The organism is Bilophila sp. (genome assembly GCF_057864385.1).
Map to the genome: position 1 here is coordinate 12,080 of NZ_DBMAFI010000005.1, position 26,744 is coordinate 38,823.

A 26,744-nucleotide genomic window follows, 5' to 3' on the forward strand; every position below is an offset into this window, starting at 1 on the left:
CCCGTCCGCGTTCCGCGGGCCCATGCCGCGGGGCGAAACGAGCACCCCAGGCCGCTGCCAGAGTGTGCTTGATAAAAAGCTGTTTATCTTTACGGCAGCAAGGGGTTCCTGTCAAGTGGACATGGAATTTTCCTTGTTTCGCGGCCCGGTTCCGTCCGTGGCGCGGACATCCTCCCCCGGCGCAAAGGAAGGCTTGCGAACTGAACGGACGCCCGCACCCGAACATGATATCTTCCCCCGGCGCAAAGGGAGGCTATTTCCTTATATGAGTTGTCCGTGGGGCGGGCGTCCTCCTTTCCGCTTGGCGGGCCGCTGCGCTCCCGGATTGAACCTCTGGCGTTCCCGGTGTACAACCCGCCGGTGCGATGCAACGATTCGACGCGGGCGCGGTGCGTCCGGTTTTTATGGAGGGTTCATGGAAAGCAAGCTGAGCCGTGCGCTGGCCCCGAAACGTCCCGATGCGCCCACGCTGACCTCCCGTCAGCTCGTCAAGGCGTGGTGGCAGGCGCTGCGCCCGCCGTTTTTCATTGTGGATCTCATCCCCGTGGGGCTTGGGGGGGCGCTTGCGGCCCGCGATCTTGGGTATTGGCCCTGGGGGATTTTCGCGGTTGTGATGGTGGGGTGTTTCTGCCTGCATACGGTCGCCAACATTGCCAATGATCTTTTCGATTATCTGGAAGGCGTGGATACCGACGAGACCATCGGGGGCACGAAGGTCATCCAGAACGGCTGGATCAGCCCGCGCCAGATCAGCCTGACCATTGTGGGCCTGTTGCTGGCTACGGTGCTGATCGGCTGGTGGCTCATCTGGCACAGCGGGCAGGGATGGCTGTGGGGGCCTGTGGCCTTTGCCGTGTTTTCCGCCGTTTTTTACGTCGCGCCGCCCATACGCTACGGCTGCCGGGGGTACGGCGAGCTGTTCGTATGCCTGAATATGGGGTTCATTATGGTCATGGGTTCCTATGCGGTGATGGCGGGCGGCTTTTCCGTGCAGAGCCTTGCGCTGGCGCTCCCCGTGGGGCTCATGGTGGCGGGGATTCTCTACTATCAAAGCCTGCCTGAGATCGAGACGGATCTCGCGGCGGGGAAGCGGACGCTGGCGAACATCCTCGGCAAGGCCAAGGCCGAGCTGGTTTTCAAGCTGTGGTGGCCCGCCGTATGGGTTCTCATGGCGAACCTCTGGGCCTGTGGGCTCGTCGGGTGGCCGGTGTTTATCGGGCTGTTGACGTTCCCCCTGTACTGGCGGGCCTGCCGCCTTATCCACGAGGCCGTGGAGTGGCTTGATCTCGACCGGCACGGGCATCTTGTGCGCAAGCTGTATCTTATCAACAGCGCGCTGCTGATTGCCGGGGTTGTGTGGAAGTAAAGATGAGATTGGGGAGGGGAGGAGGGGGCTTTCTGGAGAAAGCCCCCTCCTCCCCTCCCCAAACCCCACCCTTCCACCCGCAAAGACTTTTGACCTTATCGAATCCCTCTTGTTGGGTTTGCCGATGTTGTGAAGCCGTTCCTGTGAACGGCTTTTTTGTTTGGAAAGAGGGGAGAGGCCGTTTTTAGAGCAATTTAACTTTAAAATTATACAATGTTAAAATGTAAGGCGGGCTCGTTCCGGCATTGGACAGAGCAGCTAAATGTTTTTTATGCTTTCGCAGCGGCCGCCTGCTTCCCGCATTCGGAAGAGCCTTTTTAACGTGAAAAGGCTCTATATCGCGTTATACAACGGTACTTCCATTGCGTAGCCTCCCCACCAGTCGAAGTTTTTGCGGGAGGGGGTCCGAGGGAGGGCGCTTTTTTCAAAAAGCCCCTCCTCCCCTCCCAAAAAACCACCCCTCCACCCGCAAAGGCTTTTGACCTTATCGAATCCCTCTTGTTGGGTTTGCCGATGTTGTGAAGCCGTTCCTGTGAACAGTTTTTTTGTTTGGAAAGAGGGGAGAGGCCGTTTTTAGAGCAATTTAACTTTAAAATTGTACAATGTTAAAGTGTAAGACACGCTCGTTCCGGCATTGGGCAGCGCAGCTAAATGGTTCTTATACCTTTGCAGCGGTCGCCTGCTTCCCGCATTCGGAAGAGCCTTTCAACGTGAAAAGGCTTTATATCGCGCTATACAACGGTACTTCCATTGCGCAGCCTCCCCACTAGTCCAAGTTTTGCGGGAAGGGGCCGGGGGAGGGCGTTTTTTTCAAAAAGCCCCTCCTCCCCTTCCCCAACCCCATCCCTCCACCCGCAAAGATTTTTGACCTTATCGAATCCCTCTTGTTGGGGTTGCCGATGTTGTGAAGCCGTTCCTGTGAACGGCTTTTTTGTTTGGAAAGAGGAGGAGAGGCCGTTTTTAGAGCAATTTAACTTTAAAATTGTACAATATTAAAGTGTAAGACACGCTCGTTCCGGCATTGGACAGCGCAGCTAAATGGCTCTTATGCCTTTGCAGCGGACGCCTGCTTTCCTCATTCGGAAGAGCCGTTTCAACGTGAAAAAGCCCTATATCGCGTTATACAACGGTACTTCCATTGCGCAGCCTCCCCCGGCGCTTCACCCGGCTCCCGATGATAATCACGGCACTCTCAGGCGAAGCCGGATAGCTTGTCCATAATCAATAAAGTAAGGAGAGTCGCCATGCAGAGCCTCATTGCTGTGATTTTCAGGGAAGACATGGATCGGGCGGAAGCCTACCGGGTGGAGCTGAGGGGCCGGGAAGAGCTCGCCGGGCTGGTGGATTGTTCCAAAATGGTAGCCGCGGTCTGCGATAAGGAGGGAAAGGTACACCTCCAATATTCGCACGCCCTCGCCAAGGACGGCGCACTGATCGGCGGCGTGTGGGGCGCACTGATTGGGTTCCTGTTCCTTAACCCGCTGCTCGGCATCGTCGCAGGGGCCGGGCTCGGTGCGGCTACCGGCGAGGTGGGCGATTTCGGCATCAGTCGCCGCTTTATGAACGAACTGGCGACGCATCTGAAACCCGGCAGCTCGGCGCTGTTCATCCCTTTGAAACAGGACGCCGTCGACGAAACTTTGCGCGCGCTCGGCAATTCGGACGGCGTAGTCCTGAGTACCGACCTCAAGCTGGAGGACGAGTACCAGATGGAAAAGCTCTTTCAGGAAATGACCGTGGAACGTGCCAAGAAAACGTCCTGAACCCCTCCTATCTTTTGAAACCTGATGTTGTTACTGTGGGAGCCCTTCCAACAGTCAACACATCAGGTTTTTTCATGTTGTACAGGATCATTGCCTGCTGTCTGGTTGCGGCTGCGCTGGCTTTTCCGGCGAGGGCGTCGTTGTGGCATCCCGAACCCGGTTTCCTGCCTGAGGATGCCCGGCACGCCGTCCCGAATAATCCCGCCCCGCCGGAACGCACGGTTCCCAAACAGACCCTTCCGCCTCTTCCGGCACAGGATGAAGGCACCATACGCCGCGTGGCTACCAAGGAAAAAGTGGCGGCCTTGACGTTTGACCTGTGCGAATTGTCTACCATGACCACTGGGTACGATGCTGAAATCATCGATTTCCTGCGCATGAAGCGGATCCCGGCTACCTTGTTTCTGGGCGGCAAGTGGATGCGATCCCACAGCAGGCGGGCCATGCAGCTTATGGCTGATCCCTTGTTTGAGATCGGCAATCACGGATGGTCACACGGCAATTTCGGCATTATGGGCGAAAAGGCCATGTTGGAGCAGATCCGTTGGACGCAGGCGGAATATGAGCTGCTGCGCGAGGAGATCCTGAAAAGGGCTCAGGCGGAAGGGCGCAGCGTCGAACTGCCGGAAGCCGTAACGCTGTTCCGTTTGCCTTACGGGAGGTGTTCGGACAAGGCGCTTGCCTTGCTTGCGCGGGAAGGCCTTCAGGTAATCCAGTGGAGCGTGGTTGCGGAAACGCCGCAGGACAATGCGGTTCACGGCATGGGCGCGCGGGTGGCCGGGCAGGTGCGGCCCGGCGCGATTATCTTGTTCCACGCCAACCGGGTGCCCAAGGGGTCGGCGTCCATGCTCAGGGAAACCGTCGAAGAGCTTCAAAGGAAGGGGTATCGTTTCGTGACAGTCGGGGAACTGCTCAAGCTCGGTACGCCGCAGCGCACACGGGACGGCTACTTCAATAAGCCCGGCGACAACCTGAATCTGGACAAGCTCTTTGGCATCGACGGTACGGGGCGCAGGAAATAGTTTTTCCTTTGGCTCTGTCATATCTGTGGCTGTTTCATCTCTATAGTATGGCGAAACTACAGACGTTTTCTCCAGTTTTTCTCTTGGCGCAATCCATAGCCAAGGCATTGTGCTGGTTATTCCTTTGGAATTTCAGATAAAGCACCAACCATTTCCTATGATCTTGCGGCTCCCGCCGGAAGGCGCCGTTTTCTGGCGCGCCAATGCGCTGCGTCCTTGAGGGCTCCCTATTGTGTTAAAATATGGCGGATAACGGAAAACTCAAGGGGATTGGGGAAGGAAGCGCAGCCGAAGGCAAAGGTGTTTTCCCCTTGGGAGAAAAAGCTCATTATTCAGCGCCAATTCAAGCCCTATCCTCGATCTGGAAAACCCGCTGAAAGGTATTTTTATCCCACAGGGGAGGCCGGTTAGGGGGATGTCATGCTTCGTGTCGGCATGCGGCGCTATGAAAAGAACCGTTCTGCTTTTTAGTAACGGGTTATTTTTTCAGGATAAAGGTTTTTTGTAAGGGGGATTTTCGGGGATTTACGCTCCGCCATGCCCCAAAATGTAATACAATCATTTAAATTTATTTATTATTGTAAGGAGCGGCAAAATAAAGGGGGGCGCTTGTCATGAAAAGGCCTCCGTGCTATTATTCTCACAATCACGGGTATCCGGGGCGGTACTATCCCTCCCAAAGCGGAGCGGAATACAGCGCGTGGGCGCTGCGCCGTCATGGAGCCCCGCCACAATGAAGCTTTTCGTATCGGAAGACGTATGACTCTCTTGGAAAGACAGCGCCGTGAATCCTTCATGAAGGGAATGTTCATTCCTTTCATGTTGCTGTCGTTTGTCTGTTCCTTGTTTGGCGATACGAATATCCTTCACGCGGACGTGCAGAAGGTTGTTGTATACAATTCGGGCATTGCCTTTACCGACATGCAGAAGCAGTCTCCGGTCATCGTAGAATCCTTTGAGGAGTCTACGGAGACAATCGCTTCAAAGGCCCCTCTGAAGTATCTCGTCCCGTTGATGGCCATCTTCATGCTCCAGCTTGGGCTCGCCGTCTCTTCCGTAGTGCGGCTGTTCGTGCGGCATTATGTGCCCACACTCCGAAAGTCCGACTCTTGGGGCCTGCTTCCCTTCTCCCTCGCTCCTCCCCGCTTCGCGTAGCGGTCAGCGGATCGCCTGATCCGTCGTGACGCGCGTCCTTTAAGGCTTCCTTTCTTTGGGAAGCCGCGTTTGTTCGTGCCCGTTCCGTATGGGCAGATCCTTCTTGATCGATTCTTTGTAAAAGCTGTTCCCTCTCCGGAGGGGATGGCCTCCCGCAATGGTTTCCTGTCAGGCTGCGGTTCGGCTAGGGATCGCGTCGCCTGTTTGGATACAGATGGACGCTTTCGCCACGGTGGCGGAGTCAGCCGTCCGGTACAGTTTTACAAGAGGATATGGCTATGGCAAAGACCAATCTGAACGAAGATAAGATAGCCCTGTTGACGGGTTGCTTCATCTTCCTTTTGGCCGCGTTGAACCTGGCGCATCTTGACGTGTTGGGTTGGGTCGTCAGCACCAATATGTGGACCAGTATGGACAAGGCCTTCTCTGCCACCACCGGCGCATACAAGGAAACGATCTCCGGCGTTGTTTCCCTGCTGTGCACGTATGTGGCCCTGACGGCGCTTCTCTCGCTCGGCATCAAGCTGCTCGGCGGCAATGTCGCCCGGTTCGTCAAGTCGTTTACGGTCGTCTTTTTCATCAGTGAAATCTGCTACATGCTCGGCGCGAACGCCCATATTGCGGCTACGCCCGACGCGCAGGCCAAGTTCGGCATCGACTGGTCGATCGGCCTGACTACGGAAGCGGGTTTCATTGTGGCGCTTGTCGCCGGTATTTTCATCAGCAACGCGTTCCCGCGCATTGCCGAAAGTTTGCATGACGCCTGCCGTCCCGAATTGTTCGTCAAGATCGCCATCGTCGTCCTCGGCGCCGAACTCGGCGTGAAGGCCGCCGCGGCTTCCGGCATGGCTGGGACGATTATCTTCCGGGGCCTTTGCGCCATTGTGGAAGCCTATCTTCTGTACTGGGCTTTCGTGTATTACGTAGCCCGCAAGTACTTCAAGTTCAGCCGTGAATGGGCTGTTCCGCTGGCTTCCGGCATTTCCATCTGCGGCGTGTCCGCCGCCATCGCCACGGGTAGTTCCATCCGCGCCCGGCCTGTGGTGCCCATCATGGTGTCCTCGCTGATCGTGGTGTTCACCTGCATCGAAATGCTGATCCTGCCCTTCATCGCTTCCCACTTCCTGTACAGCGAGCCCATGGTGGCCGGCGGCTGGATGGGCCTCGCGGTGAAGTCCGACGGCGGCGCCATCGCTTCCGGTGCCATTGCCGACTCCCTGATCCGCGCCCGCGCGCTCGAAGTCCTCGGCGTCCATTGGGAAGCCGGTTGGATCACCATGGTCACCACGACCGTGAAGATCTTCATCGACGTGTTCATCGGCGTGTGGTCTTTGGTCCTCGCTTGGGTGTGGACTGCGAAGTTCGATAAGACCAACAGCGGCCGTACCATGAACTTTAGCGACGTGCTCGCCCGTTTCCCCCGCTTTGTGCTCGGGTATCTGATGACCTTTGTGATCATGCTGGTCATCTGCGTGAATGTGGAATGGCAGCCCCTCGGCAAGAGCGTGATCAGCACCCTCGGCCCCCTGCGCACCATCTTCTTCACGCTGACCTTCTTCACCATCGGTATGGTGTCCAACTTCCATAAGCTCATGGAAGAAGGCATCGGCAGGCTCGCCATTGTGTACGTCGTATGTCTCTTCGGCTTCATCATTTGGCTCGGCCTGTTCATCTCGTGGCTGTTCTTCCACGGCATGACGCCTCCGGTTATCGCCGGCTAATCTCTTCCATTTTCATGCAAAGGAGACTGACATGGCAGAAGATACTAAGAACGTGAAGTTTCACGAAGAAGTGCAGAAGATGGAGTATGAGCCGCTGGACGCTACCGAACTGAAGCTCATCCATTGGAGTTGGGCCCTCGGCGTATTCCTGCTTATGGCTCTCTATTTCCTCAGCGACTTCATTGCTCCCGGCGCCCACGGCTAAGCCGTCGGCGCAGGGAAGGGCGGACGGAACTTTTTACGGGGGTTCCGAAGGGTTCACGGGGACGCATACGCCTTTGCGCCCCGCCGTCGCCGCCCATGCAAGAGTATGCCGCTCGGAACGCCTTCCCGGAGACTCCTCCTCCGGGAAGGCCAGAGAACCCGGCCCCCTCCGGGTTCTCTTTCTTTTGTCTTGCGGGATGAAGGGAACATCTCATGAGCCGCTATCGAGTCCGCTCCATTGAGGGTTCCAACGGGAATCCAGGAGCCGCAGAGAGCAGATCGTCGAAACCCCTTCGTTTCAGGACGCGTTGGAACGGTTCATATATTGGCCTACACAGCCGAGCCCTGCGAACGGAGCCCGGCTTGTGCCCAACCTAGGTGTGTCGTTTTTTTTTACATATAATTATTTAAAATTATTAAAATATAAATAAAATAGTTAAATAATTTTAATATATTATATCTGATTAACGACACGACCTAGCACAGCCCATTGCCATATGGGGGCGTGGGAAATGTTTCCCGTTGAGGAGAACTGATTTTGGGGAATGTAGCTATTCCGAGAGACATTCGCGCTTTTAATGAAATTTGTATTTAACTATGTGAAATTTAAAATAAATTCTTAGATTGTGTTGTTTTTATCGTATAACTATTTGAAATTATTAAATAATATTTTTGTGGCTTGAAAAATAATTTAATAATTTAAATATGTTATATTCAATTGACGACACGGCCTAGAAAGTCATCGAAAAAGGTGAATGTCTCATTCCACTGTTTGCGGCATCTTTTTTTTCAAGGCTCTGCCATAGCATGTGGTTGTTTCATCGCCACACATGGTGAAAATACAGCCTTTTTCTCCAGTTTTCCCTTTGGCGGAGTCCATAGTTAAGGCATTTTTTGGGTTAACCCTTTGGGACTTCAAGGGAAAAAATACCAATCTTTTTCTGGGGCGTGTCGTCAATTATGTATAATATATTGAAATTATTTAACTGTTTTTCAAGTTACAAAAAATATTATTTTTAATAATTTCAAATAGTTATATGTAAAATGACGACGCGACCTAGGACACGGCCTTTTCCAACTACCCCGTATCTCCTGAAGCCAGCACTGTGCCTCCGTTGCTTTTTCCTTACCAAATGGGAATAGCGGGAGCGATGCCGCATAATAGAGATGGGGAAAATGAGGGTTGTGGAAAAAACGAAAAGAGCCCGGATGCGTTGCACATCCGGGCTCTTTTTATGGGCTTCAGCCTATTAAGACGGGTGACAGTTGCCTGCCATGCTCGGTGGAGAATGGGGCGGTTTTGGGGAATGGCGATGGCATTTCGGAACTGCCGCCGCGCTGCCTCCCCATCAGTCAAAAGTCTTTGGGGAGGGGGTCCGGGGGAGAGACCTTTCTTCAGAAAGGTCCTCCCCCGGTCTCTCTCTCTCTCTCTCTCTCTCTCTCTCTCTTAATACAGGCCCTGCTCAATCATGGAGTCGGCCACCTTACGGAAGCCGGCGATGTTGCCGCCGAGGACATAGTTGCCGGGCACGCCGAATTCCTCGGCGGTGTCATGGGCGGCCTTGAAGATGTTGGCCATGATGTTCTTGAGCTTGGCGTCGACTTCTTCAAAAGTCCAAGACTGCATGCTGGCGTTTTGGGCCATTTCGAGCTGGCTGGTGGACACGCCGCCCGCGTTGGCGCACTTGCCGGGGCCGAAGGCGAGCCCGGCCTGAAGGAAGGCTTCCACGGCTTCGGGGGTGGAGGGCATGTTGGCGCCTTCGCATACGAGGACACAGCCGTTCTTGATGAGGTTGGCCGCGTCGGTGCCGCTGAGCTCGTTCTGCGTGGCGCTGGGGAAGGCGAGCTTGCAGGGCACGTTCCACACGGGATGCTGATCTTTGGGGTATTCCTTCGCGGGGATGTATTTGGCGTCCTTGCAGAGCTCGGCGTAGCGCGTGAGGGACGCGCGCTCGACTTCCTTGACCTGCTTGAGGACGTCGAGGTTGATGCCGGCGGGGTGGTAGATGCAGCCGCGCGAGTCGCTGGCGGTCACAGGCTTGGCGCCAAGCTGGTACAGCTTTTCGATGGTGTAGATAGCCACGTTGCCGGAGCCGGACACGGCGCAGACGGCGCCTTCCAGATCCATATTGCGGGCCTTGAGCATGTTGGAGGCGAAGTAGACGCTTCCGTACCCGGTGGCTTCCTTGCGGGCCAGCGAGCCGCCCCATTTGAGGCCCTTGCCGGTGAGCACGCCTTCAAAGCTGGAGGTCAGGCGCTTGTACTGGCCGAACATATAGCCGATTTCGCGGGCCCCCACGCCGATGTCCCCGGCGGGCACGTCGATGGTGCTGCCGATGTAACGGGAGGCTTCCGTCATGAAGGCCTGGCAGAAACGCATGACTTCGGCGTCGGACTTGCCCTTGGGATCGAAATCGCTGCCGCCCTTGGCGCCGCCGATGGAGAGGCCGCTCAGGCTGTTCTTGAAAATCTGCTCAAAGCCGAGGAATTTCAGGATGCTCAGGTTGACGCTGGGGTGGAAGCGGAAGCCGCCCTTGTAGGGGCCGAGGGCGGAGTTGAACTGGACGCGGTAGCCGCGGTTCACCTGCACGCGGCCCTTGTCGTCCGTCCATGCCACGCGGAACATGATCTGGCGTTCGGGTTCGACGATGCGTTCGAGGATGCCGTTCTGCTGATACTTGGGATCCCTCAGGAAAAGCGGTTCCAGCGAGTGGAGGACTTCTTCCAGTGCCTGAATGAACTCCGGCTGATGGGGGTTGCTCTTCTTCACACTGCGGATAACTTTCTGCACGTAGCTCGAAGCCATGACGTAAGCTCCTTGGCGGGGGCCCCTCCCTATCTCAGGGGGAGAGGGCCCCTGTTTTGACAATTTGAGAAACACACAATCCCGTGGTACGCCCTGAAACGGGATTTGAAGGAAAATGTGTGCCGTTTTTATGCCTTTTCAGTTCTTTTGGCAAGGCATTTTTGCTATTTTTCGCATAACTGCGCTTATCTCAAAGGGAATATTATTTTTTACAAAAATGTAAAATACAATTTTGCAAAGACTCCCCCACCATCGGCTGCGGCTCTTGCCCAAGCCTGCGGAGGCCGTTCTTGGGGCGTGCCGAGGGCGCCCGCCTTGGGCGTGATTTTGACAAACCCTCGGCCTCGGCATAAGGTCTTTCAATTTATTTGGCCTGTTGGATAGGGTTGGCTTCCCGCTTCGGGGGCCCCATACGCTTTGGAAGCGTTTCGGGAATCCTTTTATTCTGAGGAGAATGGGTATGGCGGTTCATGTAGTTGATCATCCTCTCGTGCGGCACAAACTGGGCATCCTTAGGAAAGAATCCACCTCCACCAGCGAGTTCCGCATGTTGGCGAAGGAAATTTCCCGGCTGCTCACATATGAAGCCACCAAGCATTTCAAGACCGAAAAGCGGGTCATCAAGGGCTGGGCCGGGCCTGTGGAAGTGGAATCCATTTCCGGGAAGATGGTGACCATCGTCCCCATCCTTCGGGCCGGGCTCGGCCTTATGGACGGCGTGCTGGACATGATCCCCGGCGCGAAAATCAGCGTCGTCGGCCTGTACCGGAATGAAGAGACGCTGGAGCCCGTGGAATACTACGTGAAGCTCGCCAAGGAGATCGACCAGCGCATCGCCATCATCCTTGACCCCATGCTGGCGACCGGCGGATCGCTCATCGCCACGATTGACCTCCTCAAAAAGCGCGGCTGCAAGCGCATCCTCAGCCTCAACCTCGTATGCGCCCCCGAAGGCATCAAGCGCGTTGAAGAAGCGCACCCGGACGTGGACATCTATACGGCCGCCGTCGATTCCCATCTCGACGAGCACGGCTATATCATCCCCGGCCTCGGTGACGCCGGTGACCGCATTTTCGGCACGCGGTAGCGGCAGGCGGCGGGGCGTTGCCCCCGTTCCGGCTGAAAAGGGCGGTTCCCCAACAGCCCGGCATATGGGAACCGCCGGTGGACAGGGAACATACATTTTTTCTGAGGAGTGGAGATGGAGTCGGATACGACGTATTCCTTTCGGCTGAAAGATTCCCTGCTCGGTGCGCAGATGCTTTTCGTGGCGTTCGGCGCGCTGGTGCTGGTGCCGATCCTGACGGGCATGAGCACCAACGTGGCCCTGTTTACGGCCGGCGTGGGCACGTTGGTCTTTCAGGTTTGCACACGCGGCAAAGTGCCCATTTTCCTTGCGTCGTCCTTTGCGTTCATTGCGCCGATCATCTATGGGGTGCAGACTTGGGGGCTTCCCGCGACGCTCGGCGGCATGGTCATGGCCGGTGCCGTCTATGTGGTGCTGAGCTTCGTCATCCGTTGGCGCGGCACGGAGATCATCATGCGCCTGCTGCCGCCCATCGTGACCGGGCCGGTGATCATCGTCATCGGCCTTGTGCTAGCCCCGACCGGGGTGAACATGGCCCTCGGCAAGGCCGGGGACGGCAGCGCGGTGCTCGTCCCAGAAGAGACGGCGCTGATCGTCTCGATGGCGGCGCTGGTGACGACGGTGCTCGTTTCCCTGCTTGGGCGCGGCATGATGCGCCTTGTCCCCATCATGTCGGGCATCGCCGTAGGCTACCTGTGTTCCATTGCGCTCGGCATCCATGATTTCAGCAGGGTGATCGCCGCGCCGTGGTTCGGCGTCCCGGATTTCGTATTCCCGGAGTTCCGCTGGGAAGCCATCCTGTTCATCATCCCCATTACCCTCGCCCCCGCCATTGAGCATTTCGGGGACATCATCGCCATCAGTTCGGTGGCGGGGAAGGACTTCCTCAAAGATCCCGGCATCAAGAGCACCATGCTCGGCGACGGCATCGCCACGATGCTGGCGAGCTTCCTCGGCGGGCCGCCGAACACGACCTATTCGGAAGTGACCGGGGCGGTGGCCCTGACACGCGCATTCAACCCCGGCGTCATGACGTGGGCCGCCATTTGGGCCATCGTGCTCTCATGCGTCAACAAACTCGGCGCGTTCTTGAGTTCCATCCCTGTCCCGGTCATGGGCGGGATCATGATCCTGCTGTTCGGGGCCATCATGGTGGTGGGCCTGAACACGCTGGTTCGCGCCGGTGAAGACTTGATGGAACCCCGCAACCTCGCCGTCGTCGCGCTGATCATCATCTTCGGCGTGGGTGGCATGACCTTTAATATCGGCTCGTTCCGTCTTGGCGGCATCGGGCTTGCCGCCGTCACCGGGGTGCTGTTGAACCTCGTCCTTCCCAGAGCGGTTCATGCCCACAAGAAAGTGAAGGCGAAGCCCGAATAGTAAGGGTGAAAGATGGGGAGGGATGTCCAACAACATCCTTCCCCGTTTTTTTCATAGGCTGTATTATAGAAAATGGTTGATGCCTTTTTCCTTGAAGTTCCAAAGGGATAACCGGCAAAATGCCTTAGCCGTGGAGCCCGCCAAGGGGAAAACCGGAGAAAAAGGCTGTATTTTCACCGCACTGTGGAGATGAAACAACCACAAACTATAACAGAGCCTTTTCATAACCCTTCCAAATGGTGGGGACGTCCGGCGCCTTCCCGCCCGAAGCCTTTTGGGGCGGCGGGGATGCCCGGCGTATTGCTTTCGGATGCCCCGCGGGGGCTTTTGTTGTAACCATGAAGGAAAAGTTTTAGGGGGATGGGGTGCGCGGGCCGCACCGGCAGGGGTTGAGCGTTTTCCCAAAGGGGGCTTTCCCCAGAGAGCCGTTTTCCACATTTCCGCAACCGGGTTTGCCATGAACGCTGAAATCATTTCGGTAGGAACCGAGCTTTTGCTCGGACATACGATCAATACGGACGCGGCGTTTGTCGCGCGTGAGCTTTCCGCCATCGGGGTCAACCTGCTTTTCGCCTGCACGGTGGGCGACAATCCGGGGAGGCTGCGCGGCGCATTGGAAGAGGCGCTGGGCCGCAGCGATGTGGTCATCACGACGGGCGGCTTGGGCCCCACGGACGACGATCTGACCAAGGAAACCATCGCCAGCGTGGCGGGCGTCCCGCTGAAGCTCCACGATGACAGCCTGCGCCGTCTGGAAAGCTATTTCAAGGGCCGCCCGGCGATGGGCGAGAACCAGCGCAAGCAGGCCATGCTGCCGGAGGGCGCGACCGTCTTCCCCAACGACATCGGGACAGCGCCGGGCTGCGGCGTGCGGACGGCATCCGGCAAGCTGATCGTCATGCTGCCGGGGCCGCCTTCCGAACTGGTCCCCATGCTGCAGCATTATGCCGTCCCGTTCCTGAAAGAAGGGAGCCATGCCGTCATCCGCTCGTGCATGATCCGCACGTTTGGGCTCGGCGAGGGGGCGGGCGCGCTGAAAATCGCCGATCTGACCGGTGCGGCGAACCCTACGGCGGCGACGTATGCGAAGGAAAACGAGATGTTCGTGCGGGTGACGGCACGGGCCGAGAGCGAAGAGGCCGCCGAGGCGCTGTGCCGCCCGGTGGTCGAAGAGATCTGCCGCCGGTACGGGGATGTGGTCTACGGCGTGGATGTGGACAATCTGGAAAGCGTGGTCGTCCGGCTGCTTCGCGAAAAGGGGCTGCATCTGGCCACCGCCGAATCCTGCACGGGCGGCTTGGTGGCGAAGCTCATCACGGACGTTTCCGGCGCGTCGGAAGTCTTCGGCATGGGCCTCGTAACCTATGCCAACGAAGCCAAGATGAAGCTGCTCGGCGTGCCCGCCGCCATGCTTGAGGAGCACGGGGCCGTAAGCGAGCCTGTGGCCTGGTCTATGGCCGAAGGCGTGCGCGAAGTGTCGGGCAGCGAACTCGGCATCGGCATCACCGGGGTTGCCGGGCCGACCGGAGGGACGCCGGAAAAGCCTGTGGGACTCATCTATATTGCGCTCAGTGACGGCACGCAGACGTGGGTTCGCAGGATGACGCCCCCCGGACGGGTTCATGGACGCGGTTGGCTTCGGGATCGCGCCGCGGGCACTGCGCTCGATATGGTGCGGCGGTATTTGTCCGGCCTGCCGCTGGAACCGGCCCAGAGTGCAGGGGCGGCGGCAAAGCCGCGGCTGTAGGGCAGGCGCGGGATTGCCGAAGGGCACTGTCGAAGTACAAAGAAAGATGCCGGGTACGGGGCCAGCTTGGGCGCTGGCGCACGTTTGCCTCAAAGATAGAGGAGGAGACGGCGTTTCCCCAGCCCGGCACAGAGCCCCGGCAGGGGATGGCTTCCCGGTTCGAGAGGGATTGCGACGCGGGACATCGACGCTACTCCGCAAAGGATGCTTTCCCCGCGGGGGGGGGACAATTTTTATGGCTCTGTTCAAGTTTACGGTTGATAAAGAGAAAGGCTCCGTTATCGTTTATGGTTGTTTTATCTCCACAGTGCGGTGAAAATACAGCCATTTTTATTCCCCTCTTCTTTATTGAGAAGGTACGCCTTCCCTGCGGAAGGGGGACAATCCGAAAGGCTGTGTCATAGAAAACGGTTGATGCTTTATTTCCTTGAAATTCCAAAGAAATAACCAATAAAATCCCCCAATCACAGAGCCCACCAGCGGAAAGATTGGATAAAAGGCATATATTTTCAATGTATTGCTGAAACAAAACAACCATGTACTATGACAGAGCCATCCGAAAATGGCCTAAATGTATTTTTTCAGCCCTGATGCCTTCCCTGCGGAAGGTAGGTAAGCAATCGCCTTTGCTTCCTCTGCCGCTGCGATTGATGTTTTCCCCGCAGAAGGAGGCAATCCTGATCGAAGCCGGGTTTTCCCTGACCAAAAGGATGGCTTCTCCGCGGAAGGGAACAATCTCGGCCGAAGGGCAGGATGAGAAAGGGCGATGGATTCCCTGCGGCAAGGGGAAAGCGCGCTGATCGAAATCGGGGATGTCGATAAACGGATGGCTTCCCTAGGGCAGGAAGAAAACTGAAAAGATCGTTGTGTTCGACCTCGGCGGCAATGGTTTCCCTGCGACAGGGAGGAAACCATCAACGGACTTTCAATGTCCTCAACGGGTTAATGGTTTCCCTGCAACAGGGAGAAAACTGTAGGATAGGCTTGTCGCCGGGGGCAGACGAATGGCTTCCCTGTGAAAGGGAGAAGCCCTTGCCGTCCTTCTCCGCACATTTCGTACACGAGGGCCCCCTGCGGCAGAAGGGACAGCCCTATTCACGGCCGATCCCACGCCGGGCCACATGGGTTTCCCTATGGCAGAGGGGACAGCCTCCACCTCCATTACAGTTCAAAATCACCCGGTACGACTTCCGAACAGGGATTCGATAAGCGCAAAAGTCTTGGGAAAGAGAGGGGAGGGGGCCGGGGGAGGGGAGAGAAAAGCCCTTCTTCAGAAGGGTTTTCTCTCCCCTCCCCCGGTATCCTTCCTAGGCGTTATTTCGCGGCGGACGCGGCGGCCTCGCCAAGGCGGGCGAGGATATAGTCGCGCATGGCGGGGTCGTCTTCCTCAAGGTTGAGGCAGCAGGCATCCTTTCCCATGAGCCCGGACGGGACGAAATCGCCCAGTTCATCGGGATCGTTGACCATATCCGCATAGAAGCAGACGGAAAGCCAGCGGGCTTCGGGTTCGTCGTCCACCACGTCCACGAGCACGAACAGCGGGCGCTCGTCGTTCTTGGCATTGGCGGCGCGCAGGGAATAGCTCACGCCGGGGCGGGCCTTGAAATCAAAGCGCACGTCCGGGGTGGTGAGCAGGAAGTCCTTGAAGCGGATGAAGGCGTCTTTCGCGTTGTTGGGGTCGGTCGTCCAACCTTCGAGGAAGGCTGCCAATTCGTTGGGGAGCTGTGCTTGCGACATTGAAAACATCCTTGTTGTGATCTGCATAATGGGCCGTTTTGTGCGCTAGTGTCGCACAATCCGCCGATAGAATCCAGCGGGGCGGCGTTTCCGGTTTGGGGTTGCGGAAGGGGAGGCCGGGGAGCGCCGGATGAAGGCGCTTGCGCTTCCTTATAGTGCCGGCACCGGTCAGTTGAGGAACATGCGGAGCATCTGCGGAGGCAAGGTCGTTTCCCAGTGGCCGGTGAAAACGGCGGCGGCATAGCCGATCAGGAGGATGAGCAGCGTCCCGGCGGCGATGCCCCATGCCGGAAGGCGGAAGGAGCCGGTTCCGTAGCCGAACCGTACGCCGAGGCAGCGTGAGGGGCAGGCGCTTATGCACTCCGTGCAGCCCACACATTCGGGGCCGGAGAGACGTTTACGCCGGTCGACGGGAATCCGCGACGGGCAGGCCGCGGCGCAGCGCCCGCAGCCGGAACAGGAGGCGGGGTCGCGGCTGACCGCCATTGGCGAGAGCAGCGACAGGAGGCCGAGCAGGGCTCCGTAGGGGCAGAAGCCGCGGCACCAAAAGCCCGGCAGGAAGATCGAGCCCAGAACCATGACGGCGATCACTCCGAGGGTCAGCATGCTGGGGGCAAGGAAATACTGGAGCATCTTGATGTCGGCGATGAGGTTGTAGGGCGACTTGAGGAACCATTCGATGCTGGGGAGATCCATGCGGATCACGAAGCTGTACAGGATGGAGGCAAGGAGCACGTATTTGGGCGTGGAAAGGAGCCATTCGATCCGCCTTCCGGGGCGGCAGCTCACGCCAAGCCGCATCCCCAGACGGGCGAGGAGGCCGGAGAGCCATCCGATGGGGCAAAGATAGCCGCAGAACCCCCGGCGGCTCAGGAGAGCCGTGCATAAGGCGACGAGCAGGATGGTCAGCCCTGCGGGATGGATGGGATCGTATTGCCCGGTGAGCAGGAAACGCTTGAGGCCGAGCAGGGCGCTGAGGGGGAGGACGGCTTCCGCGGCGGCGGGGCGGGGGACGAAGGGGCCGTTTCCGTATGCCCATTGCGCATACCCAAAGAGCCGCCACGCGACCCAAGAGAGGAAGAGGACGAAACCGAGCTGGATAAGGCGGTGCAGGCGCGCCGAAGAGAAAGGATGCATGAAAACACTCCAAAAAAGGGAACGGGCCGAAAGGATACGGGAATTCCTGTCGATCTTGCGTGCCGCTTTGTCAACAGCCGGTGCGCCCGGCTGGCGCGCCGGACGCCGAGGGCCCGCGGGGCAACATCCCCAAAGATTTTTTCTTTTTTATTATCCGCTGAATTATTAAGAAAAACTTTGGAAAGGGCCCGAATGTTACAAAAGAATGACAAAGAAGAGGCCCGTTCCTCTATTCCCAACAAAAAGATTTCAGATTAGTATCATTCTCGCTATCAAACGGGGCTTGCCTTTCGCTTCCTGATAGTTTTGCCCTCTTTCGGCTGAGGGGTGACGCAAAAGGGACATGGGGGTGTCCGTCAATTCCGGCCGAACTCCGCTTATGCCGCTGCGCCGTTTCCGTAGAGGTGAAACGGGATGAAAATGAACCGGTTCCCGGCCTTGCCGTTTGTTTCCGGTTCCCAGAGTGAAGCCGCGGAGGAGGGGATGCGGGCGTGAAAGGCAGGGGATCTCCCCATGCGGCGCGTCAGGAATGTTTTTCCTCACGAAAACGCAGCCGGGGAGAAATGTTCACATTCGAACCGTAACAAGGTGGAGAAACATGAAACGTGCATTGGCTTTGCTCATCGCTTGCGGCCTGTTGCTCGGCGTTGCCGCGACTTCCAGCTTTGCGGCCGACAAAAAAGTCGTCATCAAAATGGCCGGCATGAAGCCCGACGGGGAGCCTGAAACCCTCGGCATGCGTAAATTCGGTGAAATCCTGAAGGAACTGTCCGGCGGCAAATACGAAGTGCAGGTGTTCCCGAACAGCCAGCTCGGCAAGGAAGACGCCTACATCGCCAGCACCCGCAAGGGCATCATCCAGATGTGCGCCACCGGAACCCAGACGTCCGCCATTCAGCCCTCCATGGCCATGCTCGAAACGCCCATGCTGTTCGACGACTACGCCCACGCGCGCCGCGCCATGAACGGCGGCAAGACGTTCGAGCTGATCACCGACGGCTTTACCGAAAAATCCGGCATGCGCGTCCTGAACGCCTTCCCCTTGGGCTTCCGCCATTTCTACACCAAGAAGCCGGTGGCGACCATCGACGACATGAAGCACCTGCGCATGCGCGTGCCGAACATCCCCCTGTACATCAACTTTGCCAAGGAATGCGGCATCAGCGGTCAGCCCATGCCTTTCGCCGAAGTGACCGGCGCGCTTGATCAGGGCGTCATCGACGGCGGCGACAGCCCCCTGTCCGATATCGTGAGCATCAAGATGTACGAGACCACGCCTGAGATCACCCTCACCGGCCACCTGCTCGTCATCCATTCCCTGTACATCAACGAAAAGTTCTATCAGTCCCTGCCCGAACAGGACAGGAAGTGGATCGACGAAGCCGCCAAGCGTTCCGCCGACTACGTGTGGGATCTCGTGGAAAAGGTCGATACGGACGCCGTGAAGACCATCACCGAAGCCGGCGGCCATGTCAGCGAACCTTCCCCCGAACTGCGCAAGTTCATGCAGGATGCCGGCAAGCGCAGCTGGAAGCTTTTCTATGACACCGTCCCGAACGCCAAGGAAATCCTTGACAGCGCGGACACGTATCGTCAGGCGAAGTAACATCTGCGTTCTCAGCGGGGCTTCCGGTGCAGGCCGGAGGCCCTTTTTTTCCTCAAGCCCATGCGTTTCGCGTGGGCCCGACCATCACGCCCAGGGGTACATCATGAGCAGTGAAAACAAACCGGTCATGCCGCCGGAACGTATAGAGGAGATCGAAACCGAGGAGGAGATCCGCGAGGAGGAAGTCGTGAAAGGCAAAGGCGAACGGGCCTTTGAAGTCTTTTGCGCCGCCATTTTCTTGGGGATGATCGGCCTCGTGTTTTTCAATGCCTTCCTGCGGTACGTGTTCCGCTCGAGCTTCGCGCCGAGTGAGGAATGGGCCCGGTTCCTTTTCATCTACATCACATTTATCGGCGGCATTGAGGCTTTTTACCGGCACAAGCACATCGCGGTGGACATGTTCGTCAACATGGTTCATGGGGCGTCGCGCAAGGCCGTGGACATCGTCGCCTCGCTGTTCATGCTTGCGGCTCTGGTGCTGCTGCTTTTCGGCGGCATTTCCGTGGTGCTTCAGACGCTGGACACCTATTCCGTCGCTACCAACGTGAACATGGCCTTCATCAACGGGACGCTTCCCGTCATGGCCTTTGCCGCGATCATCATCCACCTGCGGGACATCGTGCAGTTGATCCGCACTCCCGCCAGCGAGTTCAACACCGCGCCTAAAACGGAATAGGGGAGAGAGCATGGAACTTGTCGTTTTTCTGGTCAGCCTGTTCGGCTTCCTTGCGTTGGGTATTCCGATCGCCATCGTGCTTGTCCTGTGCTCTATGGTTTTGATGTATTACGGCGGCATGTGGGACAGCATGTTCGTCATGATCATCCCTCAGTCCATGTTGGACGGCGCGAACAACTACCCGCTGATGGCCATTCCCTTCTTCGTGTTCGCCGGTGAAATCATGACCGAAGGCGGCCTGTCGAAACGGGTGGTCAAGCTGGCGCAGCTCATCATCGGCCGCGTCCGCGGCGGCCTCGGCTACGCCGCCATCGTGTCCAGCGTGATCTTTGCGGGCTTGATGGGCAGCTCCGTGGGCGAAGCCGCGGCTCTTGGCAGCCTGCTCCTGCCCATGATGGCGCAGGCCGGCTATAAGCCCGGACGCGCGGGCGGCGTCATCGCCTCCGGCGCCATCCTTGGGCCCATCATTCCCCCAAGCACGAACTTCATTCTGCTTGGCGCGACCGTGGGCCTGTCCATCACCAAGCTGTTCATGATCGGCCTGGTTCCCGGCCTGCTCATCGGCCTCTGCCTGATGGTTACATGGTTCTTCATTGTCCGCATCGACGGATATAAGGAAAAGATCGAATTCAAGAAGGGCGAAGCCTCGAAGATCGTCCGGGACGCCATGCCCGCCTTCATGATGCCCGTGCTGCTGCTCGGCGGCATCCGGTTCGGCGTCTTCACCCCCACGGAAGGCGGCGCGTTTGCCTGTGTGTATGCTATCGCCGTGTGTACCCTGTATTACCGTGAGCTGACCTTTAAGGGCCTGCTTGCCGTGAGCGCCCGCGCAGCGCGCACCACGTCCGTCGTCATGCTGATCGTGGCCACGGCCACGGCGGTGGGCTGGTTCATCACTTCGGCGCAAATCCCCATGCAGGTGGCGGAACTCTTCCAGCCGCTGGTGGATTCCCCGATCCTCCTGCTGCTCGCGATCAACGTCTTCCTGTTCCTTGCGGGCATGGTGATGGACTTGACGCCGAACGTGCTGATCTTCGCGCCGGTGTTCTATCCCCTGATCCAGCAGGCGGGCATCGATCCGTACTTCTTCGGGCTGCTGTTCATCCTGAACCTCGGCATCGGCGTCATCACGCCGCCCGTGGGTACGGTGCTCTACGTGGTCTGCGGTATCGGGAACATCAAGATCGGCAATCTGGTGCGGAACATGGCCCCCTTCCTCATCGTGGAAGTGCTGGTGTTGTTCCTGCTCCTGTTCTTCCCCTCGCTGTCTCTGGAACCCATGAAGTTCCTCATGAAGTAGCACGGGGAAAACATGCCGTTGAAAGGGCGGGCTTGCGGGCCTGCCCTTTTTTGCGTGCGGGGGAGGAAGAGCGGGGGAGGGAAGAGGGAAACTTTCCTCAGAAAGTTTCCCTCTTCCCTCCCCCGAACCCCCTCCCATCTCCTTTCAAAGACTTTTGACTGGTGGGGAGGCTGCGCGGCGGGAGTTCCTATCGGATGGGAGGCAGGGGATGGTAAGGATAGAGGGCGGGGAATTGGAGGGTTTCACGTTGAAGATGCTCTTCCGGCTGCGGGAGGCAGGCGGTCGCTGAAGGCATAAGCACAATGTATTTGTGCTGTTCAAGGCCGGAGTGAGCGTACCTTAATCTTTAACATTATAAAATGGTAAAGTTCATTTGCCCTAAAGGAAGAGCAGGTGGGGAAGGCGGAATTTTCCCTCAAGGTCAGTTGATGTGCGGCACAATGGCCTCACAGCCGGAGGCGTGAGAGAGCTTCAAAAAAGACGGGTTACGGATTTTACAATGACATTGCAGAAGGGCTGGTGTGTTATCTCGACACGAATGCCTAGTTACCGCCTGCTTCATCAGGCGGTTTCTTTTGGAGCCACTATAAGGATATACTTGTGTATTTTTTACAACATGTTGAAGGTAGAGAATTTTTATTTTTGGCCGTGTCATAGGAAATGGCTGATGTTTTTTCCTTGAAGTTCCAAAGGAATAACCCCAAAAAATGTCTTGGCTATGGATTCCGCCAAGGGGAAAACTGGATAAAAAGGCTGTATTTTCAGCGCGCTGTGGAGATGAAACAACCATATACTATGACAGTGCCTTATTTTTCCGTTGGCGGACGCCATAACTGAGGTATTTTGCGGGTTGATTGTTTGAAATTTTAAGGCTGCGTTATAGAAAATGGTTGATGCTTTTTTCCTTGAAGATCCAAAGGGATAACCGGCAAAATGCATTATCCGTGGATCCCGCCAAGGGAAAACCCGGAGAAAAGGGCTGTATTTTCACCGCACTGTGGAGATGAAACAACCACAAACTATAACAGAGCCAATTTTAATAAAAATATCAAATTATTACTGCGGAACAGCCTTTTGCGGCCCTGCCAGAGTGTGTGGTTGTTTTATCTCCACAGTATGCTGAAGCCACGGACGTTTTCTCCAGTTTTTCGTTGATGGACTCTGCGTTTAGCCTTTTACTGGTTATTTATTTGGAATTTCAAGGAAAAAAACATCAACCATTTCCTATGACGCAGCCTTTTCGTTGATGCGCCTAGGTCGTATCGTTGTTTTACATATAACTATTTGAAATTTTTTTGAAAACAATATTTTTCGAGTGCTTTAGGAATAGTTAAATGATTTTAATAGATTACATCTAGTTGACGACGCGGCCTAGGGTATTTTCAGGAGCCACTATTTCTGTTTGGACAATGCCGCCCGTGTAGGGGAAGGAAGCCCGTTGCGGAGAACCGGGAAATGCGGCAAGGAAAAAGATATGATTTTCAGCGCGAGCCGTCGTACGGATATTCCCACCTATTACTCTGAGTGGCTTTGCAGTCGGCTGGAGGCGGGCAGCGTATGCGTACGCCATGATGCGCGCCGCGTCACCCGGTATGTGTTCTCCCGTGAAGCCGTGGACTGCCTTGTTTTGTGGACGAAGAACCCGTTGCCTGTGCTGGGGCGGTTGGCGTTGCTGCGTGGCTGGCCCTGTGTATTCCAATATACGTTGACGGGGTATGGGCGGGATGTGGAACCGGGGCTTCCTGACAAGCTGGAATTGGTCGAAGCTATGAAGCGGCTGTCGGAAGCCTTTGGGAGCGAACGGGTGATCTGGCGGTATGATCCCGTCTTTTTCAGCGAGGCGTATCCTTTTTCGTGGCATATGCGTTGTTTTGAAGCGCTGACGAAGCGGCTTGAGGGGGTTACGCGCATGTGTGTCGTCAGTTTTCTGGATATATACCCGAAGATCCGCCGCCGGATACCGGCCCTTGGGCTTTGCGGGGGCAGCGGGCAGGCTCGGAAGGCGCTGCTTGCCGCGTTTGTTGCGATGGCGGAGCGCAGGGGGATACGGCTTTCCCTGTGCGCAGAGGATGTGGACGCCTCCGGTGTCATCCATGCGGGCTGCGTCAGCCGTGGGCTTGTCGAGCGGGCAGCAGGATGCCGCCTTGATGTCCGCCCTTCGCAGCAGCGGGAAGGGTGCAGGTGCGTGGCCAGTGTGGATGTCGGCGCATACGGCACTTGCGGGAACGGATGCCTTTATTGCTACGCCAATCAGGATGGCGTCCCCGTGGGGCGGGGCTCGGCGCTGCATGATCCCGCTTCGCCGCTGCTTGTGGGGAGGCTTTCCCCTGACGATGAGGTGACGGAGCAGCGTTGCGCCAGCCTGAAGAGCCGCCAGTTATCCTTGTTGTAATGGAAAGGAAGGCAACGGGAGGGGGCGTTTTTGTTTGTGTTGAGCCAATCCGTTTGCACTGCGGACGGGGCCATGGGCTTTTGCCGGATGCCGAAGGATTGCGGAATGGCTGGAGATAAGCGCACCATCGGTTAAGGCAGGATGAAGACGTCCTCTGGGGGAAGGGGTTCAAAAAGGGAAGTAGGCCAAAGCGAACCATGCTATGCGGAAGCCATAAGGAGTTCATATGCTGTGTTTTCGGGAAACCGCCTTTGGACGGGTGGGCATAGAAGACAAAGAGGGGTTCATCACGCGCCTTTACCTGCCGGAGCGGAGTGATGCCGTTTCGGAAGGCCCTGAAACGCCGCTGCTGGGTGAGGCGTTTGCGCAGTTGGAGGCGTATTTTTCCGGTCGGCGCAAAGCGTTTGACTTGCCGTTGCGGTTTGAGGGGACGCCTTTTATGAAACGGGTTTGGCAGGCCCTGTGTACGGTTCCCTATGCCCATACGGCAAGCTATAAGGATATTGCCGAAGCCATCGGCAACCCGAAGGCTTGCCGTGCCGTGGGCATGGCGAACAACCGCAATCCCATTGCGATCATCGTCCCTTGCCACCGGATCATCGGCAGCACAGGCGCGCTTGTCGGCTACGGCGGCGGGCTGGGCATGAAGGAGCGTTTGCTTGAGCTGGAGCGCAGGTATGGCCCCGCTGACTGATCCGGCGTTCGCCCGGTTGCGTTCCGTGGATCCGGTGCTGGCCGAAGCCGTTGGCGATGCCGTTTTCGAGTTGGAAACGGATCTGTTTACGGCGCTGGCAAGGGGGATTGTGGAAAAGGGGGCATCCGACGCGTTCCCGTTCGCATGGGCATCGTTGGCCGCACGGCTTGGGGAGGTCAGCCCTGAACGCGTGCTTGAGGCTGGCCCGGCGTTGGAGGGCTTCGGGAAGAAGACGGCGAAGGCGTTGCTCGGTGCGGCGAAGGCGGTTCTCTCAGGAAAGATCGGCATGGAGCGCCTTGCCGCCCTGCCCGACGACGAGGCGGTGGGCGTTTTGTGTTCGCTTCGGTGCGTGGATGTACGCCTTGCCGTGCGTATATTGATCGGAGTGCTGCGGCGTCCCGATGTCCTGCGGTTCGACGATGAGGCCGTACGGAGTGGCCTGATGCGGGCGCATGGGCCGCGAAGCTGCACGCGGGAAGGTTTTGAGGCGTTTCGGGCTCGCCACGCGCCGTTCGGCTCGGCGGCGACGCTGTGCCTTTGGGAATGTGGGGAGCGGCTGCGTCCCGTATTCCCATGCGGTGGGGAGGCGCTCGACGCGCTGAAACGCCGGGACAAACGGCTTGGGCGGGTGATCGGACGGCTTGGGGCAATACGGCGCGGGGTGGAGCCGGATTTGTTTACGGCTCTTATTGACAGCGTGATTGCACAGCAGATTTCGGGAAGGGCCGCGCAGACGATTTCCGATCGGCTGCACGGCCTGGTGGGGAACTTTACGCCGCAATCCCTTGCAGAGGTTGATCCCTCACAGATCCAGCAGTGTGGCCTCAGCCAGCGTAAGGTGGGGTATATTCAGGGTATCGCCCGCGAGGCCGCTTCCGGTGCTTTGGATCTGGAGGCCCTGCGCCATGCCCCCGATGAGGAATTGCTCAGGAAGCTTTCGGCCCTCAACGGCATTGGCGTATGGACGGCGGAAATGCTTATGATTTTTTCGCTGTGCCGCCCGGACGTGCTCAGTTGGGGCGATCTGGGCATCCGGCGGGGTATGGCGTTGCTCTATGGGGATCGGGAGTTGACGCGGGAGCGGTTTGAACGCCGCCGAAAGCGCTATTCCCCGTATGGGTCGGTCGCTTCGCTGTATCTTTGGTCGCTTGCGGACATGGAGGAGGCTTTGGCGGTAAGGCTCCCCAGAGCCTGATGCGCTCCGTTTTACGGAAAACGGGCACGGGATTGGCACGGGGAACGTATCTGGAGTTGATCCGTTTTTTTGGGGGGGCTGTGCCATAGAAAATGGTCGGTGCTTTTTCCTTTGGAGTTTCAAAGGATTAACCAGAAAAATACCTTGGGGCGTGTTCACGCTATGCCGAGTTTTGCCAATGGCTGAAGCAGGTTGGAAGGAACATTCAGCATCGCTCGAAAGCTGATATAACTATTTGTAAAAATATGTTTATTCTTTGTTTGTGTGAACAGGCCCTAGGCTGTGTCGTTGGTTTTTATGTAACTATTTGAAATTATTCAAAACAATCTTTTGCAACTTGAAAAGTAGTTAAATGATTTCAATAGATTATATCTAATTAACGACACGGCCTAGTCGTAGATTCCGCCAAGGGGAAAGCCGGATAAAAAGGCCGTATCTTCACCGCACTGTGGAGATGACGCTGTGGAGATGAAACAACCACAATTATGCAGGGCCTTTTCTTTTCGGCCCTTTGGGGGGAACGTGAGGCCCCGCTATGCCGTATGATTTGCCCGCGGTGCGGGGTAATTGGCGATAATACGCCCAAACCTGCATCAGGGATTCGGTTTTGTCCGAGGTGCGGGATGATTGGGGGCAGGTATGGGAGGGGAGGGGCCAAGCATCTGTCTTGGGCGCCTCCCCTTGTCCCTTATTGGGATGAGCGGATCATGTTTCCGATGAGTTCATGCATGGCCTTGTTTCCGGCGAGGATTGACCAGCGCAGAGCAAAGGGCGAGCCGTCCAGATTGGAAACAGTGCCCCCTGCCTCGGTGACGAGCAGCGCGCCTGCGGCCATGTCCCACGGTTTGAGTTCGTCTTCATAAAAAGCGTCGAACCGCCCGCAGGCCGTCCATGCGAGATCCAGCGCCGCGGCCCCGCAGCGCCGCACACCTTGGCAAGAAGACAGCACGGGGCGTATTCGCTTCAGGATTTCATCCACGCGGCGGGCTATTTCATAAGGAAAGCCAGTAGCTACAAGGGCATTCTCGCAGGCCGCCACGGATGAGACGCTGATGCGCTCCCCGTTGCGCCATGCCCCTTTCCCTTTTTCCGCAATATAGCATTCACGGAGCAGCGGCGCGTTGATGATGCCGAGCACGGTTTCCCCGTTCAGGCGGTAGGCCACGGAGGTGACAGTCAGGGGCAGGCCGTGGGCAAAGTTGGTTGTGCCGTCCACGGGATCGATGATCCAGCAGGTATCCGGCAGCCTCAGATCTTCCGCGCTTTCTTCAGCGAGGAACCCGGCGCCGGGCGTCAGGGCCGCAAGGCGTTCTTTCAGGAATGCCTCCACAGCAATGTCGGTTTCGGTTACGAGATCGATGCGCCCCTTATGGCGGATAGTGTGGGGATGGGCATGGTTGGCGCTGATGATGGCGCCGCTTTCCTCGACGATGGCAAGGGCTTGTAAGGCCAATGATGAAAGCTGTTCTGTCATGGTGGTGAACGATCCGAAAAAAGTTGAAGGGACAGGGGGAAAGGTACGCTGGAACCGGCCCGAACGGAAGGGCTGGAGAGGGCCGGCGGCTCTCAGGCGGCTTTCCTCAAAACAGGTTGTAGGGAGGGAGGCTGCGCCGAAGGTGGAAGTTTTTTTCACCTTAACCCGGCTATTAATCCAAGAACCCGGCTATCAATCCAAGGTGCTAGGGGACATGCACCTTTTCGATGATTCCTAAAAATTCATTTTGAATTTCATAGAGTTGAAATTGCGTCTTTCATT

General features: G+C 57.2%; 21 protein-coding genes. 15 read left to right on the forward strand and 6 right to left on the reverse strand.

The window, feature by feature from the left end:
• The first annotated feature begins 415 nt into the window (after nt 1–415).
• The 6 genes from ACZM8Y_RS02425 (at nt 416) to ACZM8Y_RS02450 (ending at nt 7,232) form a co-directional block, all read left to right on the forward strand.
• Complete coding sequence (locus ACZM8Y_RS02425) at nt 416–1,366, forward strand: prenyltransferase (RefSeq protein WP_479858927.1); 951 nt, start codon at nt 416–418, stop codon at nt 1,364–1,366.
• Between the two features lie 1,244 nt (nt 1,367–2,610).
• On the forward strand, nt 2,611–3,129 hold the full coding sequence (locus ACZM8Y_RS02430) for a DUF1269 domain-containing protein (RefSeq protein ID WP_479859514.1): 519 nt from the start codon (nt 2,611–2,613) through the stop codon (nt 3,127–3,129).
• 74 nt (nt 3,130–3,203) lie between these two features.
• Nucleotides 3,204–4,151 carry a polysaccharide deacetylase family protein gene (locus tag ACZM8Y_RS02435; protein WP_482330347.1) on the forward strand — a complete coding sequence of 316 codons (948 nt, stop codon included), beginning with the start codon at nt 3,204–3,206 and terminating at the stop codon, nt 4,149–4,151.
• A gap of 759 nt (nt 4,152–4,910) precedes the next feature.
• Nucleotides 4,911–5,306 carry a hypothetical protein gene (locus tag ACZM8Y_RS02440; protein ID WP_302554563.1) on the forward strand — a complete coding sequence of 132 codons (396 nt, stop codon included), beginning with the start codon at nt 4,911–4,913 and terminating at the stop codon, nt 5,304–5,306.
• Nucleotides 5,307–5,584: 278 nt separating this feature from the next.
• Nucleotides 5,585–7,027 (forward strand): putative sulfate exporter family transporter, encoded by a 1,443-nt coding sequence (locus ACZM8Y_RS02445; RefSeq protein ID WP_302554565.1) that lies wholly within the window; start codon nt 5,585–5,587, stop codon nt 7,025–7,027.
• Between the two features lie 31 nt (nt 7,028–7,058).
• Nucleotides 7,059–7,232: a bacteriocin-type signal sequence gene (locus ACZM8Y_RS02450; protein ID WP_302554567.1), complete on the forward strand. Its 174-nt coding sequence runs from the start codon at nt 7,059–7,061 to the stop codon at nt 7,230–7,232.
• A gap of 1,446 nt (nt 7,233–8,678) precedes the next feature.
• On the opposite strand, the gene gdhA is transcribed toward ACZM8Y_RS02450, so the two are convergent.
• Nucleotides 8,679–10,037, reverse strand: a complete 1,359-nt coding sequence (gdhA, locus tag ACZM8Y_RS02455; protein ID WP_302553928.1) for an NADP-specific glutamate dehydrogenase — start codon at nt 10,035–10,037, stop codon at nt 8,679–8,681.
• A 460-nt stretch (nt 10,038–10,497) separates the two neighbouring features.
• Here gdhA and upp point away from each other — a divergent pair, with 460 nt between their 5' ends.
• From upp to ACZM8Y_RS02470, 3 genes are all read left to right on the forward strand, one after another.
• The gene (gene upp, locus ACZM8Y_RS02460) at nt 10,498–11,124 is read left to right on the forward strand and encodes a uracil phosphoribosyltransferase (RefSeq protein WP_308770902.1); all 627 of its coding nucleotides are present in this window, start codon (nt 10,498–10,500) and stop codon (nt 11,122–11,124) included.
• Nucleotides 11,125–11,238: 114 nt separating this feature from the next.
• On the forward strand, nt 11,239–12,504 hold the full coding sequence (locus ACZM8Y_RS02465; protein ID WP_308770901.1) for a uracil-xanthine permease family protein: 1,266 nt from the start codon (nt 11,239–11,241) through the stop codon (nt 12,502–12,504).
• 457 nt (nt 12,505–12,961) lie between these two features.
• Nucleotides 12,962–14,251: a competence/damage-inducible protein A gene (locus ACZM8Y_RS02470; protein WP_482330348.1), complete on the forward strand. Its 1,290-nt coding sequence runs from the start codon at nt 12,962–12,964 to the stop codon at nt 14,249–14,251.
• Nucleotides 14,252–14,441: 190 nt separating this feature from the next.
• Here ACZM8Y_RS02470 and ACZM8Y_RS02475 read toward each other — a convergent pair whose 3' ends face one another.
• The 3 genes from ACZM8Y_RS02475 to ACZM8Y_RS02485 all read right to left on the reverse strand — a co-directional run bounded on the left by ACZM8Y_RS02475 (nt 14,442) and on the right by ACZM8Y_RS02485 (nt 17,125).
• Complete coding sequence (locus ACZM8Y_RS02475) at nt 14,442–14,789, reverse strand: hypothetical protein (RefSeq protein ID WP_489501540.1); 348 nt, start codon at nt 14,787–14,789, stop codon at nt 14,442–14,444.
• A 776-nt stretch (nt 14,790–15,565) separates the two neighbouring features.
• Nucleotides 15,566–15,988, reverse strand: coding sequence for a hypothetical protein (locus ACZM8Y_RS02480; protein WP_308771865.1), 423 nt, complete (start codon nt 15,986–15,988; stop codon nt 15,566–15,568).
• 168 nt (nt 15,989–16,156) lie between these two features.
• Nucleotides 16,157–17,125 (reverse strand): 4Fe-4S binding protein, encoded by a 969-nt coding sequence (locus ACZM8Y_RS02485; protein ID WP_482330349.1) that lies wholly within the window; start codon nt 17,123–17,125, stop codon nt 16,157–16,159.
• Between the two features lie 598 nt (nt 17,126–17,723).
• Here ACZM8Y_RS02485 and ACZM8Y_RS02490 point away from each other — a divergent pair.
• The 3 genes from ACZM8Y_RS02490 (at nt 17,724) to ACZM8Y_RS02500 (ending at nt 20,707) form a co-directional block, all read left to right on the forward strand.
• Entirely contained in the window at nt 17,724–18,731 is a 1,008-nt protein-coding gene (locus ACZM8Y_RS02490) for a TRAP transporter substrate-binding protein (RefSeq protein WP_302553934.1), read from the forward strand.
• 103 nt (nt 18,732–18,834) lie between these two features.
• Nucleotides 18,835–19,407 (forward strand): TRAP transporter small permease, encoded by a 573-nt coding sequence (locus ACZM8Y_RS02495; RefSeq protein WP_479859856.1) that lies wholly within the window; start codon nt 18,835–18,837, stop codon nt 19,405–19,407.
• Nucleotides 19,408–19,417: 10 nt separating this feature from the next.
• Nucleotides 19,418–20,707, forward strand: a complete 1,290-nt coding sequence (locus tag ACZM8Y_RS02500) for a TRAP transporter large permease (RefSeq protein ID WP_302553936.1) — start codon at nt 19,418–19,420, stop codon at nt 20,705–20,707.
• A 421-nt stretch (nt 20,708–21,128) separates the two neighbouring features.
• On the opposite strand, the gene ACZM8Y_RS02505 is transcribed toward ACZM8Y_RS02500, so the two are convergent.
• Nucleotides 21,129–21,497: a hypothetical protein gene (locus ACZM8Y_RS02505; protein ID WP_487480160.1), complete on the reverse strand. Its 369-nt coding sequence runs from the start codon at nt 21,495–21,497 to the stop codon at nt 21,129–21,131.
• Nucleotides 21,498–22,181: 684 nt separating this feature from the next.
• On the opposite strand from ACZM8Y_RS02505, the gene ACZM8Y_RS02510 reads away from it, so the two are divergent.
• The 3 genes from ACZM8Y_RS02510 to ACZM8Y_RS02520 all read left to right on the forward strand — a co-directional run bounded on the left by ACZM8Y_RS02510 (nt 22,182) and on the right by ACZM8Y_RS02520 (nt 24,988).
• Nucleotides 22,182–23,099, forward strand: coding sequence for a DUF1848 domain-containing protein (locus ACZM8Y_RS02510; RefSeq protein ID WP_479858910.1), 918 nt, complete (start codon nt 22,182–22,184; stop codon nt 23,097–23,099).
• 226 nt (nt 23,100–23,325) lie between these two features.
• On the forward strand, nt 23,326–23,793 hold the full coding sequence (locus ACZM8Y_RS02515) for a methylated-DNA--[protein]-cysteine S-methyltransferase (RefSeq protein ID WP_479858909.1): 468 nt from the start codon (nt 23,326–23,328) through the stop codon (nt 23,791–23,793).
• Nucleotides 23,777–24,988, forward strand: coding sequence for a DNA repair protein (locus ACZM8Y_RS02520; RefSeq protein WP_482330352.1), 1,212 nt, complete (start codon nt 23,777–23,779; stop codon nt 24,986–24,988). The genes ACZM8Y_RS02515 and ACZM8Y_RS02520 overlap by 17 nt, the downstream gene beginning before the upstream one ends.
• Nucleotides 24,989–25,676: 688 nt before the next feature.
• On the opposite strand, the gene ACZM8Y_RS02525 is transcribed toward ACZM8Y_RS02520, so the two are convergent.
• Nucleotides 25,677–26,462, reverse strand: coding sequence for an inositol monophosphatase family protein (locus tag ACZM8Y_RS02525; RefSeq protein WP_479858907.1), 786 nt, complete (start codon nt 26,460–26,462; stop codon nt 25,677–25,679).
• Nucleotides 26,463–26,744 lie beyond the last annotated feature (282 nt).